Genomic DNA, 15,642 nt, shown 5'->3' with positions numbered 1-15,642 from the left:
TCGTCAATCCCATTCGGGGCGGCCGCGGCCGCGCTTGATCGTACTACGCACGCGCTTCTCGTCGAGGCGTCGCTGCTTGGCGGCGCGCCCGGGGCGCGTGGCGATCCTGCGCTTGGGCACGCGCAACCCGGCCGCGATGAAGGCCGCCAGGCGCTCCCGTGCGTCCTCCCGGTTGCGTTCCTGGGTGCGGAAGCGCTGCGCATTGACCACGAAGACCCCCTCGTCGGTCAGCCTGCGATCGCGCCGAGCGAGCAGGCGACTGCGCACGGCCTCGTCCAGCGACGGCGAGCCGGCGACGTCGAAGCGCAACTCCACGGCGGTCGCCACCTTGTTGACGTTCTGCCCGCCCGGGCCGGACGCACGCACGAAGCGCTCGACCAGTTCGTCGTCGGGAATGCTGCAGTTGTCCGCGATCCGGAGCATGCCCTGATTGTAGGGGAGTGCCTGTCGCCCGGATTTCGCGCGCACGCCACGCGGATTGCGGTGCCGGCTCCGGGCCGGTGTCGAGCGTGCCCGCCCATGCCAACTGTCGTTAGCGCGCCCCGCTCCGCATCAGCAGCGTGCAGGACCGCGCGGCGGGAATTGCGGCGATGGCCCGCCGACCGTCAGCGCGTTGTCAACCGGGTAGCGCGTCGGCGGTGTTCGCCGTCGACGACGCGCGGAACAGCGCCATCGCACGTGCGAAACCCCCGTCCATCGGCGCGACTGCATCGACCGGCTCGCCGCCATGCGGATGCGGGAAGCGCAGGCGTTCGGCATGCAGCAGCATGCGATGGATGCCCAGCGCGCGGAAGGTGCGGTTGTGGCGACCATCGCCGTGGCTGGTGTCGCCGACCAGGTGGTGCGAGGCGTGCTTGAGGTGGCGGCGGATCTGGCGGAACCGTCCGGTCGCGGGACTCGCCCGCAGCAGCGCGTAGCGCGAACTCGGGAACTGCGCCGACGGCACCGCCAGCTCGGTCCGCGCGAGGCACTCGAAGTGCGTCAATGCCGGCTTTCGTTCCGGTTTCCCGGGGCCGCCGTCGAGGGGATGGTCGATGCTGAAACGATCGTCGGCAGGCCACCCCCGGCACACGGCGAGGTATCGCTTGTCGACTCCGCCGGCCATCAAGGTCTTGCCGAGTGCGGAGGCGGTTTCGCGGTTGAAGGCGAGCAGCAGGCAGCCACTGGTCGCACGATCCAGCCGGTGGACCAGGAAGACCGGCCGACCGAACTGCGTGCGCAGCCGGTCGGCCGCGAAATCGGTCTCGCCACGCGCCAGCGCGCTGTCGTGCACCATCAGGCCGGCGGGCTTCGCCACGACCGCGAAGTCGGGGTCCTCGTGGCACACGGGCAAGCGTTCCAGGGCAACGGGTCCGGCGGTGCCGTTCATGGCAGGCCGGGTGTCGATCCGACCGCAGGCTCCGCCACCGCGCGATTCCCGCCTTGCGCCTTGCTCCTGTAAAGCGCGCGATCGGCCCGGTCGAATACATCCGAAGCGCGCTCGGGGTGGCCGCCAAGGGGGAACACCGCGACACCGGCGCTGGCGCCGACGGTCGTTTCTCGGCCGCCGTCCAGCGCGATCGGTTGCTTGATCCGCGCGATCGCCCGCTTGGCGAGGTTGACCATGTGCTGGTCGGACTTGACGTCCTGCAACAGGATCGCGAATTCGTCGCCGCCCAGCCGGTACACGACATCGGTGCCACGGATCAGGTTGCGCAGTCGTTCGGCCACTTCCCGCAGCGCCGTGTCGCCGGCGGAGTGTCCGTGCGTGTCGTTGACCGGCTTGAAACCGTCCAGGTCGATCAGCACCAGCGCGCAGCTTCGAGGCTTGCCTTGCAGCAGGCCGCGCAACTGGTAGTCGAAGGACTTCCGGTTGGCGAGGCCGGTAAGCGGATCGCGGCGCGCCAGCTCCTGGTTCCGGTAGCGGCTGGCCACCACCCGGTAGGCGATCCAGCCAAGCACCAGCGGCAGCAGGTACAGCAACGCGCGCAGGATGCCCGGGATCCCCTCCACGGACTGCCATCCGCCTTGCGGCATGGCGCCCAGTTCCCAACGGTCGCCGCCGGGCAGCGAATACAGCATGGTGACGGGGGGGCCTGAAAACACCTCCGGGCTGCCGGCCACGGGCATCCCGGGGCTGCCGGCACGGGGGGCGCGCCTGACGCCGATCGAGAAGCCGGTGCGATCGGCGATCTGGCGGATGTCCTCGAACAGCTGGTCGGTATCCACTGCCAGGGCGACGATGCCCCAATAGCGCGTGTCCTCGCCTTCGCTGTCGCGCAGGAACACCGGCGTCCGGCTCAACAACCCGGTGCCGCCCTGCACCAGCTCCAGCGGTCCGGCGATCACGGTGCGTCGCGTCCGGATCGCGCGCAGGACCGCGGCGTTCTGCGCCGGCACGTCCGCGTAGCGCAGGCCCAGCGCCGCTTCGTTGCCGCGGACCGGGTGGATCGCGGAGATGACGCCGCCCGGCGCAAGCGCCACGTTGCGAATGGATGGATTGGCGCGGATCAGCCGCGCGGCGATGGCATTGAAGGCCTTGTCGTCGATCCGCTCCTCGGCCGCGATCACCGCGGCCAGCGTCTCGGGCACCGCCAGGGCGGTTTCCAGCCGGCGGTCGATCTGGTCGCGGACTTCCGCCAGCACGGCGTAGGCCCGGCTCGATGCCTCCAGCTCGGCCTTCGCGTCGACGTAGTACAGGAGGATTCCCGTGAGTGCCGACATGGCCAGTGCGATCAACCCTCCGACGAGGATCGGCACCAGGCGGGTACGGGCTGGCATCTGCGCGGCGTTCATGGCGAGGCGTGCCCGGTGTGCAGGCGCCGACATGTTACGCGCCCGCCGCGCCGCGATTGCCCGCGGGGCCGTGACATCGCGATGCGTGCCTCAGCGCGCACGCGGCCAGGCGGCCAGCAGCGCCCAGAGGCCGCCCAGGCCGGCGATCCAGGCCGCTGCCGGGACATCGCCCACGCGGGGCCCGCCGGCATCGAGCCCATAAAGCACGGCGGCCACGACCAGCAGGCCCGTCCCGAGGATGGCCGCGACGGTGCGGCGTTGTCCGTCCCTGGCCACCCGCGCCAGCTCCGCCAGGTCGCGAGAGCGCATCCGCATTTCGTGGCGGCCTTCGACCTGCTGGGTCAGCCACGCGTGCAACAGGCGCGGCATTTCCGGGGCGTGCGTGACCATTTCCGGGAGCCGCTTGCGGAACTCGTTGGCCAGGCGCTGCGGGCTGTAGCGCTCGACCAGAATCTTCTCGAGCACCGGCTTGGCGACCGCCCAGATATCCAGCTTGGGATCGAGCAGCCGGCCGACGCCCTCGATGTTGAGCAGGGTCTTCTGCAGCAGGATCAGTTGCGGCTGCAGCGTGAGCTCGTAGCGCTGCGCCGTGCGGAACAGCTTGACCAGCACCTCGGCCAGCGAGATCTCCGACAACGGACGGGTGAAGTACGGCTCGCAGACCGCGCGCGCCGCGGCCTCCAGTTCGTCGATGCGGATGTGCGCGGGCATCCAGCCGGCCTGCACGTGCAACTCGGCGATGCGACGGTAGTCGCGGTTGAAGATCGCCATGAAGTTCTCGGCGAGGTAGTACTGGTCCTCGCTGGAGAGCTGGCCGACGATGCCGAAGTCGATGGCGATGAAGCGCGGGTTGTCCTTGCGCGTGGCGTCGACCCAGATGTTCCCGGCATGGGCATCGGCGTGGAAGAAGTTATCGCGGAACACCTGCGTGTAGAACACGCGAACGCCCTTGGCCGCCAGCGCCTTGCGGTCGATCCCTGCGGCATCGAGCGCATCGATGTCGTCGCTGGGGATGCCGTGCACGCGTTCGAGCGTGAGCACGCGTTCGGCGGTGTGGCTCCAGATCACCTCGGGGACGTACAGGTCCGGGGAATCGAGCCAGAAGCGGCGGATGACCGACGCGTTCGCCCCTTCGCGCTGCAGGTCGAGTTCCGCGGCGAGCGTGGCCCGGACTTCCTTGACGATCTCGCGCGGACGGATCTTGTCGGCAGCCGGATGGGTGCGGTCGACCAGCGCCGCGATGCTGGACAGCAGGGACACGTCCTCGGCGACCTGCGCCTCGACACCCGGCCGCAGGACCTTGACCACCACCTCGCGCCCGTCGGCCAGGGTGGCCGGGTGCACCTGGGCGATCGACGCCGAAGCCAGCGGCTCGACGTCGAAATGCGCGAACGCCTCCGAGACCGGGCGGCCGAGCTGTTCCTCGACGATCGCCCTGGCCTTGCCCCCGTCGAACGGCGCCACGCTGTCCTGCAGCAACGACAGTTCGTCGGCCACGTCCCGCGGCACCAGGTCGCGCCGGGTCGACAGGATCTGCCCGAACTTGACGAAGATCGGGCCCAGTTCCTGCAGTGCCAGCCGCAGGCGCGCGCCGCGCGACTGCGCGGCGATCTCGGCCGACGCACTCGGCACGAACGGCCGCATCAACCGCAGCCAGCGTTCGGCGGGCGTGCCGTCGAGCAGGTCGTCGAGGCGGTAGCGCAGCAGGACGCGGCCGATGCGCAGCGCGCGCGCGATTCCGGTCACCGGGCGTCCTCCCCGCCGGCCCGCTGCAGGCGGGCCACGCGCGCGGCCAGGCGGTCGACGTCGTCGCGCACGGCGTCGACGTCGTCGTGGAAGGCGTTCAATTCGTCCCGGCCGACGACGTCCCGCGACTCCTCGACCACGTATTCGGCAGCCGTACCGGCCAACTCGGCACCCGCGACCCGGGCCTGGCGCAGCGCCGACGCCACGCCGTTGGCGACCTGCACGCCGATCACGTCGCCGAACACCGCGGCGAAGGGCTGCTGCCAGTCGGGGTCGAAACCCGTGGCGAGGCGTTGCAATTGCTGCGCGAGCTCGGCGTCGCCCTCGATCCGGAGGCGACCGGCTGGCGGCGCGCCGGCGCGCGGGCCGCGTCCGCCCAGCAGGCTCGAGACCTGCGACAGCAATCCCCCGAGCGTGCTGCGCACGGCCAAATCGGGGGCCGCCTCGGATCCTGGCACCGGCCCCACGCGCAATCGCCCATCGTCGACCGTCAGCTGCAGCGCCAGCGGTGGCGACGCCAGGTGCAATGCGATCCGGCGCCCCTCCAGGCGAGCGAGCTGCGCGCGGGTGTCCGTGTCCAGCGCGAGCGCACGGTTGAGCGCGGCCTCGAGCGCGCGGCCGGCGGCGGGCTTCAGGTCGTCGAACGGATGGGCGGTGGCCTCGGGCATGCCGCATTGTAGCGGCGCGCCTCGCGCCGCCTCCGGACACCATGCCGGGCGGGCGTCAGGTCAAACCGCGACGCGCTGAGGGCTGGCCTGCGGTGCACGCCACCGCGTCGCCACGCGCCCGGCAGTCCCGTCCGCGGGCTGTTGGCGTTCAAGCCCTCGCGCAAGCCGCAGCCAGGCGCTCCAGTCCTTCGTCGATCGTGACCCGGGGGACGTAACCGAAATCCCGCCGGGCCGGCGTCATGTCGCGCCAAGTTGCGGATAGGCTTGCGGTGTACTCCACCGCGTCGCCACGCGCCAGGCAAGCCCGGCCGGGGGCTGTTGGCGTTCAACCCCTCGCGCAAGCCGCAGCCAGGCGCTCCAGTCCTTCGTCGATCGTGACCCGGGGGACGTAACCGAAATCCTGCCGGGCCGGCGTCATGTCATACCAATGCGTCGTCGCCAGCTGCTCGGCAAGGAAGCGTGTCATCGGCGGCTCGCCTTGGAGCCGCAGCAGCGGCCACAGCGCCTCGCACGCCGCGCCCGCTGCGTAGGCGACCGTGAACGGGATCCCCTTGTCGACGGGCTGTTCCCCCGCCGCGCGCAACAGGCCGTTGATGATCTCCCGCGCCGGCCGGGGCTCGCCGTTGCTGATGAAGTAGGCGCGACCGGCACATGCCGCGCCCGGCTCGAGATGCTCGAACGCCGCGAAGTGCGCGTCTGCGGCATTGTCGATGTAGGTGGTGTCGATCAGGTTGCGACCACCGCCGACGAAGCGCAGCCTCCCGGACCGCGCGCGCTCGACCAGCCTCGGCAACAGCTGGTTGTCGCCCGGACCCCAGATCAGCCGCGGGCGAAGGGCGACCGTGGCGAGCATGCCGTCGTTGGCTGCCAGCACCGCGCGCTCGGCGAGGGCCTTGGTAGCCGCGTAGGGGGCCTTGAAGTGTTCCCCGTAGGGCACGCTGTCCGCGTTGCCGCCCTCGACCGGCCTCGTGGCGCGATGGGTCACGCTCGGCGTGGACGTGTAGACCAGCTTGCCGATGCCATGGGCACGGCACGCCGCGATGACGTTGTCGGTGCCGACGACGTTGGCACGGTGGTAGCTGTCATGACTCCCCCAGGCACCGGCCTTGGCGGCGTTGTGGAATACCGCGTCCGCGCCCGACGCGGCCGCCGCGACCGCGTCGCGGTCGGCAAGGTCGCCCCGGAACTGGCGCACGCCGATCGCGTCCAGCGCCGGGTAATGGCCCCGGTTGAAACTCGTCACGTCGTGTCCGCGCTCGACCAGCCCACGACACAGCGCCTGGCCCAGGAACCCGCCGCCACCGGTGACAAGGATGTTCATGACCAGGCCGCGCCCTGTTTGCGGAGTCGTTTCTTCGCCCACCGCCCGAGCTGCTCGCGTCGGATCTTGGCGTTGTGGCGGATGTCCACCGGGAAGGGCTCGGGGTAGTGCAGAAAGTGCTCGACCTTGGCGGTGTGCACGTGACCTTCGCCCAGGTGCCGCAGCTCGGATTCGACCCGGGGCCACTGCGCCTTGTCGATACCCTGGCGCAATTCGACGCAGAGCACCGCCGTTTCCGTGCCGCGCGTGCCGACGCCGACCAGGGCGGTCCGCAGCACGTCGGGGTGCTGGTTGTAGACCGGCTCCACCTGTTCCGTGCACAGCGTGCCGTTGGCGGTGGCGACGCGTTGCGACTTGCGGCCGCAGAACCAGAGGCGACCTTCGCGATCGAAGTAGCCCAGGTCGCCCATGCGGTGGACGATGCGTTCGGCGGAGGTCGCGCTCGCTGCGTTCGCTTCCTCACCCCTGCCCCTCTCCCGCAGGGGGGAGAGGGGTTCCGTCGGTGCCCCTTCGTCCGCCTGCGTATCCGGGCATTCCCGGGTGGCGTCTTGCGCAGTGGACGCGGTGGCCGAACGCAACTCGCGGATCTTCGCCAGCCGCGTCTGCTCGTCGCGGTTGAAATAGCTGTCGGTCGTGCTCGGCCCGGCGACGGTGATCTCGCCGACCTGCCCGCCTTTCACCAGCAATGCGTCCGACCAGGTGTCGATGGCCTCGTCGCTGATGCCGATGATGCGTACCTCGTTGGGCGGCACCGGTCGCCCGACGCAGGTGCCGGCGCCGGTTTCGGTGCGCTCGCGCAGGCCGACCAGTTCACCGCCCTCGATCACCGCCACCGGCAGGCACTCGGTGGCGCCGTACGGCGTCCAGAACTGCGCGTCCCCGGGCAGCAGCGCGCGCATCCGCTCGACCACGTCCGCCGGCACCGGCGCGCCGGCCGAGGTCACGCGCTCGAGCGTTGGCAACCGTTCGCCGTGGTCGGCCAGGACCCGCATCAACGCCGGTGAACCGAACAGCTGGGTGACGCCGAAGCGCTCGATCGCGCGCAACAGTTTCCGGGGATTCGCGCGCGCCGGGCGCGTGGGATCCATGTCGGGGATGATCGAGGTCAGGCCGAGGGCCGGATCGAAGAGCGCGAACGGCGGGAAGGTCGGCAGGTCGATGCCGCCGGGGTCGATGCCGAACGCCGCGCGCAGCATGTCGACCTGCGCCACGAAGTGGCGATGCCGGTAGACGACGCCCTTGGGCACGCCGGTCGAGCCGCTGGTGAACAGGATCGCGGCGATGTCGTCGCCGGCGGTGTCCTGCAGTTGCGGTCCCGCGCCCAGGCCCTCGTCCTCGATCTCGGCCAGGGTCGCATCGGCCAGCCAGGCATGGCGACCGGTGGTGATGTGGATGCCGGCGTGCCGCGCCCAGCGCAGCAGCACGCGCGCGGCATGCGCCAGCGGGATGCCGATGAATGCCTGCGGCTCCACTTCGTCCAGGCAGCGCTTCAACGCGCGCTTGTCGATGCCCGGGTCGACCAGGACCGGCACCGCGCCGGCCTTGAACAAGGCGAACATCAGCAGGAAGAACTCCGGCGTCGGCCGCACCATGACCACGGTGCGCACGCCGCGCGCGACGCCGCGTTTGGCCAGGCCGGCCGCGATCGCATCGGTGCGCGCATCGAGCTGCGCATAGCTCAGCGCGATGTCGTAGCGGCCGCCCCGGCCCGGGCAGCGCATCGCGACCTGGTCGGGACGCTCGGCGGCCAGGCGCGGCAGCGCCGCGGCGATGTTGCAGGACTCGGTCATGCCCGCATTGTAGGAGCGCGGCGCCGTGGCGGACCCGGCGTGCCACCTTGCCCCGCGCCCTCGCCCACGCGCGCAGGGGCTGGAAGGCCGGATGCGGTCAAACGGGATGGGCGTCGAGGAATTCCCGGATCCTTGGCACCAGCACCTCGTGCTTGTCTTCCAGCACGTAGTGCCCGGCGTCGCGGTAGGCCTCGACCTGCGCGCCCGGCAACGCGCGCCGGAAACTCTCGAGGAAATGCCGGTCGAACACGAAGTCGCGCAAGCCCCAACCGAGGAACGCCGGCCGGTCGGCGAACCCGGGCAGGCGTCGACCCGCTTCCTCGACCAGCGGCCACGCCCGGTCGCCGGCGCGCAAGGGGATGTCCTGCATGAAGCGCAACGTGGCGATGGCGTTGTCCCAGCCGTCGTAGACGCCGCTGTAGGCCTGGCGCACGTTCGCCGGCAAGCGCCGCCGCGTGCCGATCCACGCCGCGCCGCGCGCGAACAGGTTGAAGCGCCGGATCGCCCAGCCACCGAGGCGCGAATCGCGTCCCAGCGACAGTCGCCACGGCATCCGCTTGGCCTCGGGCAAGGGGAAGGCCGCGGTGTTGAGGATCACCAGTCGTTTCACCTGCGCCATGTGCGAGAGCGCCCAGCCGAAGCCGACCATCCCGCCCCAGTCGTGTACCGCCAGCGTGACCGGCGTGGCCTCGTCGATGCCGGCGTGGCGCAGCAGCGCCTCCAGGTCGTCGATGCGCGACTGCAGCGTGTAGTCGTAGGCCGGCGCGCCGTTCGCGGCCGTTTGCGGCGGCCGGATGCCGCCGCCATCGTCGGGCCGGTCGCTCAGCCCCATGCCGACGTGGTCGGGCACGATGCAGCGGTACCGGTCGCGCAGACCCGTCACCAGGTGCCGCCAGTAATAGCTCCACGACGGATTGCCGTGCAGCATCACCACGACCTCGCCGTCGCGCGGGCCGTCGTCCAGGTAGGACATGGCGATGCCGGGGCGCACGGCGAATCGCTTTGGGGCAAACGGATAGTCTGGGAATTCCATCATCGGCCTTCGCGAACGGAAAGGGCCGGATGCACCGGCCCTGTCGTCGATCCCCGGGGCGACGCTACCAGACCACCTCGGCCATGGAGCAGTTCAACCCCGAGCCGATGCCCAGCAGAGCCACGCGGTCGCCCTTCTTCAGGCGGCCCATCTCGCGCAGCTTGGACAGCACGATCGGCACCGAGGCCGGGCCGATGTTGCCGTGCTCGCCGAAGATGGTCATGACCTTCTTGGGATCGATGCCGAAGGCGTCGATGAAGGCCTGGGTGTGGACCTTGCTGACCTGGTGGATGACGAATTCGTCGAGTTCCTCCACGACCCAGCCCAGCGCGACCCGGGCCGCGACGAAGGTCTTCTGCGCGAGCTTCAGGCCTTCGACCAGCAGCTGGCGGGTGTCGGTCACCATGCGGTCGAGGTTGCCGCGGCACAAACCGTTCCACTGCGTGGCCGCGCGGGTGACGCCGCCGCGGTAGCGCGGCGCGCCGGGCGCGAGTTCGGCGCGGGCCAGCACCATGCCGGCGGCGCCGCATCCGAGCGTGAGCGTCGCCAGTTCGTTGCGGAACTGCTCCTCGGTCACGTCCGGCAGCAGCAGGCGCTCCATGGTCTTGTCGTAGGCCAGGTTCGCGGTCTCGCCGTCGACCACTAGCGCGTAGTCGATCTCGCCGCGCTCGATCATGCGGCTGGCGATGTCCATGCCGTTGAGGAAGGCCAGGCAGGCGTTGGCGACGTCGAAGTTCTGGCAGTGCTCGGACAGGCCCAGGTTGCCGCTGACGATGCTCGCGGTGGACGGTTCGAGGAAGTCGCGGCTGACCGAGGTGTTGACCAGCAGGCCGACCTTGTCCGGGTCGATGCCGGCATCGGCCAGCGCCTTGACGCCGGCCAGCGTCGCCGCGTCCGAGGCCAGCACGTTGTCGTCCCACAGGCGGCGCGCATCGATGCCGGCGATGTCCTGCAGCACGTTGGTCTTGATGCCAAGGCGATCGAGCGTCGGCTTGAGGCGCGCGTTGATCTCCTCGGTCGACAACCGGCGCGGGGCGTCGATGTGGGCGAGGCCGGCGATGGCGACGTTCTTGAACAGCATGGGAAACCGCCGGATCGGGCGAAAGGCCGCATAGGTTAGCGGCTTCGGCTGGTGCCCGCATGAAGCGCGGCTTTAGAGCGGGGGTGCCGCGGGATCGGGCTCCCTGGCCTGGGCGATGGGCCCTGCCGACCGATGCGGCGGGTGTGACGGCTTCCCGGAGGTCCTAGCGCCCGCAGCGCCAGGCGACCCAGGACTGGCTGCCGCGCACCGGCTCGGAGAGGGGGTGGATGGTGTCGGCGCCGAGGCCCGGCGCCTCGTTGCGCGCCAGGGTCTCGAGCTCTTCCCTCACGCGAAGCGGGTTGCGCTCGATGAATGCGACCCCGTGCTTGACCGCGACCTCGACCTCGCCGCGCTTCTCGCAGCCGGCCGGCGGGCCGGACACCACCCGCACGCTGCTGGCGCCGGGAGCCATGTGCACCCAGGTGCAGGCCGACAGGAGGGGCAGCAGTATCGCGGTCAGGAACAGTCGCATCGGGTGTCCTCGTTGCGGGGTGGAAGGTGCCCGCCATCATGACGGGCACCCCTCGGGGCGACAACACGGGCGGCGCCGGCGTAGGGCGCTTCGTTCACCCCCGTTCCGTGCGCGTGGCGCATGTCACCCGGTTGCCGGCCTCAGTCGCGAACCGGCTTGCCGTCGGCATCGAGCACCGTCACTTCGCCGAATCCCAGCGCACGCACCGGCGCCTCGATCTGCTTGAGGTCGCCGACCACCACCCAGGTCAGGGCATCCGGGTCGATGGCCTTGGCCGCCTCGGCCACCTGCTCCACCGTCATCGACTCGATCTCGGCCTTGCGGCGGAACACGTAGTCGTCGGGCCGGCCGTAGCGGACGATGCCGCCGATGGTGCCCATCACCGCGGACGCGGTTTCGTACGCACCCGGCAGGCTGAGGGTGTTGATCGCCTTCATCCGGGCCACTTCGGCCTCCGCCGGCGGCACCTTGCCGGAGGCGTACTCGGCGATCTCCCGGCGCATCTCCGCCATCGCCTCGGCGGTCTTGTCGATCTGCACCGGGGCGCGCGCCGACCACGGCCGCTGGCCCAGCGCGCCGCTGGCGCCGCTGCGCGCACCGTAGGACCAGTGCTTGTCCTCGCGCAGGTTCATGTTCAGCCGCGCGGTGAAGTCGCCGCCGAGCACGCTGTTGGCGATGTCGAACACCGTGGCGCCGGGATCCTTGGTCGAGGGCACCAGCTGCGCGGCGAAGATGTTGGCCTGCACCGCACCGGGCTGGTCGATCAGGAACACGCGCGGCTTGGCCGGCAAAGGCGCCTCCGGGATGACCGCGACGCTCGCGCGCGCCTCGGCCGATTCGGCAGGATCGGAGGCGGACCAGTCGCCGAAGTGCTTCTCCAGCAGCGGCGTGATCTCCGCAAGCGTGGTGTCGCCGACCACGATCAGGGTCGCGCCCTCGGGCCGCACCCAGTCGCGGTGGAAGTCGACCAGGTCGGCGCGCGTCAACGACGCGATCGACGGTTCGGTGCCGCTGCCGGTCGCCGGCATGGCGTAGGGATGGTCCTTGCCGTAGAGCAGCGGCGGCAGCACGCGCAGCGCGACGACGCTCGGCTGCGCCTTTTCCTGCGCGATGCCGGCGATCCAGCTGGCCTTGATGCGGTCGATCTCGGCCTGGTCGAAGCGCGGCCGGCGCAGCATGTCGGCGAACAGGGCCAGCGACGGGTCGAGGTTTTCCTTCAGCGCCGACAAATAGGCATCACTGCCGTCGAGCGAGGCGCTCGCGCCCAGGCTGGCCCCCAGCGCTTCGGCGCGGTTGGCGAAGGCCAGCGAGCCGAGCTCGCCGGCGCCCTCGTCGAGCATGCCCATCGCGAAACTCGAGGTGCCCGGCTTCCGACCGTGGTCGGCGGCATAGCCGCCCCCGAATTCGTAGCTCATCTGCACCACCGGCACGTCGTGTCGCTCGGCAATGATGAGTTGCGTGCCGTTGCTCAGTTTTGCGCGCTGCAGCGGCGGGAATTTCAGGTCGGGGAAGGACTGCGGCAGCGGCACGCCCTTCGAGCGGTCGACGTCGGTTTCCACCGTGGTGTACTTCGGATCCGGCTTCGGCGGATCGAATGGCTCGGGCGTCTGCGCCGGCTCCTCCACCAGCGGCGTCCGCTCGCCGGGCACCACGACGATGGTATGGCTGCCGGTCTGCAGCCAGTTGGCCGCGGCCGCCTTCACGTCGCCGGCGCGGGCGTTGCGGATGTTGGCCAGCGACCCCCGGAAACAGCCTGGGTCGGCCTCGTACACGGCGCAGGCGGCGAGCACGTCGGCCTTGCCGCCGAAGCCGCCGATGCGTTCGATGCCGCGGATGAAGCCGGCGCGGACCACGGTCTTGGCCTGCTCGAGCTCTTCGGCGGTGGGGCCGTCCTTGACCAGCTTGCGCACTTCCTCCTCGATGATCGCTTCGACCGTCGCCGGCTCCACACCGTTCTTGACGCTGGCGATGATCATCAGGTTCGACGACAGCTGGCCGTCGAAGGCGAAGGCGCTGATGCTGTCGACCAGCTTGTCCTCGTGCAGCAGGCGCTTGTCCAGCCGCGACGACTTGCTGCCGCCCAGCACCTGGGCGAACAGCTGCAGGCGATCGAAATCCACGGTGCCGGTCTGGGCGATGTTCCAGCTGCGGTAGATGCGCGCCTGCGGGACCTTGTCCTCCATCGTCTCGCGGGTCGCCCGTGGACGGCGCGGCACGTCGACCTTGGGCTGCGCCATGGTCGGTCCGGCCGGGATGTCGCCGAAGTAGCGCGTGACCTTGCGCTTGGCGGTCTCCAGGTCGATGTCGCCGGCCAGCACCAGCACGGCGTTGTTGGGGCCGTACCAGGTCCGGAACCAGGTCTTGACGTCCTCCAGCGACGCGGCGTTGAGGTCGTTCATCGAGCCGATCACGCTGTGGTGGTAGGGATGGCCCTTCGGGTACATCGCCTCGCCCAGCTTCTGCCAGACCTGGCCGTAGGGCTGGTTCTCGCCCTGGCGCTTCTCGTTCTGCACCACGCCCCGCTGCTCGTCGAGCGCGGCCTGGTCGACCGCACCGAGGAAGTGGCCCATGCGGTCGGACTCCATCCACAGGGCCATGTCCAGCGCCGTGGTCGGCACGTTCTGGAAATAGTTGGTGCGGTCGTTGTTGGTGGTGCCGTTCTGGTCGGTGACGCCGACCTTCTTGTACGGGTCGAAGTACTCGCCCTTGTGGTTTTCGCTGGCCTGGAACATCAGGTGCTCGAACAGGTGGGCGAAGCCGCTGCGGCCCGCCGGCTCGTCCTTGCTGCCGACGTGGTACCAGATGTTGACCGCCACGATCGGCGCCTTGTGGTCCTCGTGCACGATCACCCGCAAGCCGTTGGGCAGGGTGAATTCCTGGTACGCGATGTCGACGGCCGCGGCCTTGCCGGCCTGCGCGTGCGCGACCTCCGGCAGGAAGCCGGCGCCCAGCGTGGCGGCCAGGGCCAGTGCGAACAGCGCGGCGCGGGGCCGGGCGGGGACGGTGCGGTGCGTGGACGGCATGCAGGGGCTCCAGGGCTGGCGGACTTGGTCGATCGGGCATCTTAGCGGGTGCACCGATGGCGGACCCGGGCCGGAAGTCCTGCCCGCGCGCGACGTCGCCTGAACATGCGCTGGGCCATGCTGGCGGCATGAACCCTTCAGGCAGCGTCCGTCGGAACGTCCTGGTGACCGGTGCGAACCGGGGCATCGGCCTCGAATTCGTCCGCCAGCTGCTGCGCCGCGGCGACCACGTGGTCGCCACCGCCCGCGCTCCGGGCAAGGCGGCGGCGTTGAACGCATTGGCCGGCGAACATCCCGGCCGGCTGCACGTGCTGCCGCTGGACGTGGCCGATCCGAAGTCGCATTCGGCCCTGGTCGCCGAATTGCCCCTGGTCCTGGGCGAGGACGGCCGCCTGGACCTGCTGGTCAACAACGCCGGCGTGCTGCATGCGGGCGAGCGCTTCGGCGCCGTCGCGGCCTCTGCACTCGCCGACAGCCTCCAGGTCAACGCGATCGCACCGTTCCTGCTGACGCAAACCCTGGCGCCGATGCTGTCCGACGGCGCGACCGTCGCCAACATCTCGTCGCAACTGGGCTCGATTGCCAACTGCACGCGCTTCGGCACGCCGAGCTACAACATCAGCAAGGCCGCCCAGAACATGGCCACGCGCCTGCTCGCCCTTGCCCTGGCCGAGCGCGGCATCGCGGTGCTGGCCCTGCACCCGGGCTGGGTGCAGACCGACATGGGCGGCGAGGACGCGACGCTGGAACCGCGACGCGCGGTCGAGGGGCTGCTCGCGACGCTGGAAGACGCCCACCGCCACGAGCCGGGCGCGTTCCTCGACTGGAAGGGCGAACGCCTGCCCTGGTAGGGCTGCATCCGGCCTTCCACGCGCTGCGTAGGTCGTGCATGGCGCTTGCTGGCGGACATCGCGTTCCCGGTCCCAGGGTGTTGGCCACCCTCGTCCTGGTCGTGTGCTGCGGTCATGCGTCTGCAGCCCTCCTGTCGGTTCGGGGCGATGCGCGCGATCCCGCCAGCGAGCGCCTGCTGTATCGCGAAGAGCACCTGTTGCGCGAAGCCGGCGGCGCGCCCCAGCGGCGACTGGTCACGTACCGCTGCCCCGACGGGACCGCGTTCGCGCGCAAGGAGGTGGATTACCGCGGCTCGGCGATGGCACCTGCGTTCGGCCTGGTCGATGCCCGCGACGGTCATCGCGAAGGCCTGCGCCGCAGCGGCACCACCGTGTCCGTGTATAGCGGCGACAAGCGCGCCCGGCTCGACGCCGGCGGCCCGGACGGCCGGCTGGTGGCCGACGCCGGCTTCGACGTGTTCCTGCGCCACCACTGGGACGACCTGCTGGCCCGCCGGGCGGTGACCCTCCGGTTCGCAGTCCCGGCCTACACCCGCGACGTGGCGTTCAAGGTGCACAGCCTGGGGGCGGCCAGCATCGACGGCGCGCCGGTCCAGGCCTTCCGCCTCCAACTGGGCGGCCTGCTGTCCCTGGTCTCGCCGAGGATCGACGTTGCCTACGACGCGCGTACTCGCGAACTGCGTCGCTACACCGGCGTCACCAACATCCGCAGCGACGCCGGCAAGCCGCTGACGGCACGCATCGACTTCGCCACCCCGGCGCAGCCCGCCGACGAGACCCGATGGCACTCGGCTCATGCCGAACCCTTGACCCGCTGCAAGCTCGGCGCCTGAAGGCAAGCGACCACCGCTCGCCACGCGAAGCAACGCATCGATGCAGGCA

The 15,642-nt window shown here is 70.5% G+C and carries 13 protein-coding genes; 2 read left to right on the top strand and 11 right to left on the bottom strand.

Annotated features, from left to right (window positions below):
- Positions 1-3: 3 nt before the first annotated feature.
- The 11 genes from arfB to ABD970_RS03380 all read right to left on the bottom strand — a co-directional run bounded on the left by arfB (position 4) and on the right by ABD970_RS03380 (position 13,909).
- Positions 4-423, bottom strand: coding sequence for an alternative ribosome rescue aminoacyl-tRNA hydrolase ArfB (arfB, locus tag ABD970_RS03430; protein WP_345294091.1), 420 nt, complete (start codon positions 421-423; stop codon positions 4-6).
- Between the two features lie 193 nt (positions 424-616).
- The gene (locus ABD970_RS03425) at positions 617-1,369 is read right to left on the bottom strand and encodes a pseudouridine synthase (protein ID WP_345294090.1); all 753 of its coding nucleotides are present in this window, start codon (positions 1,367-1,369) and stop codon (positions 617-619) included.
- Positions 1,366-2,760 (bottom strand): diguanylate cyclase domain-containing protein, encoded by a 1,395-nt coding sequence (locus tag ABD970_RS03420; protein WP_345294089.1) that lies wholly within the window; start codon positions 2,758-2,760, stop codon positions 1,366-1,368. Before ABD970_RS03420 ends, ABD970_RS03425 begins: the two co-directional genes overlap by 4 nt.
- A gap of 105 nt (positions 2,761-2,865) precedes the next feature.
- Entirely contained in the window at positions 2,866-4,521 is a 1,656-nt protein-coding gene (ubiB, locus tag ABD970_RS03415; RefSeq protein ID WP_345294088.1) for a ubiquinone biosynthesis regulatory protein kinase UbiB, read from the bottom strand.
- Positions 4,518-5,189 carry a ubiquinone biosynthesis accessory factor UbiJ gene (locus ABD970_RS03410; protein WP_345294087.1) on the bottom strand — a complete coding sequence of 224 codons (672 nt, stop codon included), beginning with the start codon at positions 5,187-5,189 and terminating at the stop codon, positions 4,518-4,520. Before ABD970_RS03410 ends, ubiB begins: the two co-directional genes overlap by 4 nt.
- A 325-nt stretch (positions 5,190-5,514) precedes the next feature.
- Entirely contained in the window at positions 5,515-6,510 is a 996-nt protein-coding gene (oleD, locus tag ABD970_RS03405) for a 2-alkyl-3-oxoalkanoate reductase (protein ID WP_345294086.1), read from the bottom strand.
- Positions 6,507-8,300 carry a fatty acid CoA ligase family protein gene (locus tag ABD970_RS03400; protein WP_345294085.1) on the bottom strand — a complete coding sequence of 598 codons (1,794 nt, stop codon included), beginning with the start codon at positions 8,298-8,300 and terminating at the stop codon, positions 6,507-6,509. The genes oleD and ABD970_RS03400 overlap by 4 nt, the downstream gene beginning before the upstream one ends.
- Positions 8,301-8,397: 97 nt before the next feature.
- Positions 8,398-9,333, bottom strand: coding sequence for an alpha/beta fold hydrolase (locus ABD970_RS03395; protein ID WP_345294084.1), 936 nt, complete (start codon positions 9,331-9,333; stop codon positions 8,398-8,400).
- 64 nt (positions 9,334-9,397) lie between these two features.
- Positions 9,398-10,414, bottom strand: a complete 1,017-nt coding sequence (locus tag ABD970_RS03390; RefSeq protein WP_345294083.1) for a 3-oxoacyl-ACP synthase III — start codon at positions 10,412-10,414, stop codon at positions 9,398-9,400.
- A gap of 163 nt (positions 10,415-10,577) precedes the next feature.
- Positions 10,578-10,886 carry a DUF4156 domain-containing protein gene (locus tag ABD970_RS03385; RefSeq protein ID WP_345294082.1) on the bottom strand — a complete coding sequence of 103 codons (309 nt, stop codon included), beginning with the start codon at positions 10,884-10,886 and terminating at the stop codon, positions 10,578-10,580.
- Between the two features lie 140 nt (positions 10,887-11,026).
- Complete coding sequence (locus ABD970_RS03380; RefSeq protein WP_345294081.1) at positions 11,027-13,909, bottom strand: M16 family metallopeptidase; 2,883 nt, start codon at positions 13,907-13,909, stop codon at positions 11,027-11,029.
- A 128-nt stretch (positions 13,910-14,037) separates the two neighbouring features.
- On the opposite strand from ABD970_RS03380, the gene ABD970_RS03375 reads away from it, so the two are divergent.
- Positions 14,038-14,760, top strand: a complete 723-nt coding sequence (locus ABD970_RS03375) for an SDR family oxidoreductase (protein WP_345294080.1) — start codon at positions 14,038-14,040, stop codon at positions 14,758-14,760.
- A 77-nt stretch (positions 14,761-14,837) separates the two neighbouring features.
- On the top strand, positions 14,838-15,593 hold the full coding sequence (locus tag ABD970_RS03370; protein WP_345294079.1) for a hypothetical protein: 756 nt from the start codon (positions 14,838-14,840) through the stop codon (positions 15,591-15,593).
- Positions 15,594-15,642: the final 49 nt, after the last annotated feature.

This window comes from Luteimonas vadosa (assembly GCF_039543545.1).
Taxonomy (GTDB): Bacteria; Pseudomonadota; Gammaproteobacteria; order Xanthomonadales; family Xanthomonadaceae; genus Luteimonas; species Luteimonas vadosa.
This window is presented reverse-complemented; position numbering and strand designations above follow the sequence as displayed.

Bases quoted from the DNA above. Each gene is read 5' to 3' on its own strand.
- arfB (WP_345294091.1), bottom strand. From the start codon at position 423: ATGCTCCGGATCGCGGACAACTGCAGCATTCCCGACGACGAACTGGTC.
- ABD970_RS03425 (WP_345294090.1), bottom strand. From the start codon at position 1,369: ATGAACGGCACCGCCGGACCCGTTGCCCTGGAACGCTTGCCCGTGTGC.
- ABD970_RS03420 (WP_345294089.1), bottom strand. From the start codon at position 2,760: ATGCCAGCCCGTACCCGCCTGGTGCCGATCCTCGTCGGAGGGTTGATC.
- ABD970_RS03410 (WP_345294087.1), bottom strand. From the start codon at position 5,189: ATGCCCGAGGCCACCGCCCATCCGTTCGACGACCTGAAGCCCGCCGCC.
- oleD (WP_345294086.1), bottom strand. From the start codon at position 6,510: ATGAACATCCTTGTCACCGGTGGCGGCGGGTTCCTGGGCCAGGCGCTG.
- ABD970_RS03400 (WP_345294085.1), bottom strand. From the start codon at position 8,300: ATGACCGAGTCCTGCAACATCGCCGCGGCGCTGCCGCGCCTGGCCGCC.
- ABD970_RS03395 (WP_345294084.1), bottom strand. From the start codon at position 9,333: ATGGAATTCCCAGACTATCCGTTTGCCCCAAAGCGATTCGCCGTGCGC.
- ABD970_RS03390 (WP_345294083.1), bottom strand. From the start codon at position 10,414: ATGCTGTTCAAGAACGTCGCCATCGCCGGCCTCGCCCACATCGACGCC.
- ABD970_RS03385 (WP_345294082.1), bottom strand. From the start codon at position 10,886: ATGCGACTGTTCCTGACCGCGATACTGCTGCCCCTCCTGTCGGCCTGC.
- ABD970_RS03380 (WP_345294081.1), bottom strand. From the start codon at position 13,909: ATGCCGTCCACGCACCGCACCGTCCCCGCCCGGCCCCGCGCCGCGCTG.
- ABD970_RS03375 (WP_345294080.1), top strand. From the start codon at position 14,038: ATGAACCCTTCAGGCAGCGTCCGTCGGAACGTCCTGGTGACCGGTGCG.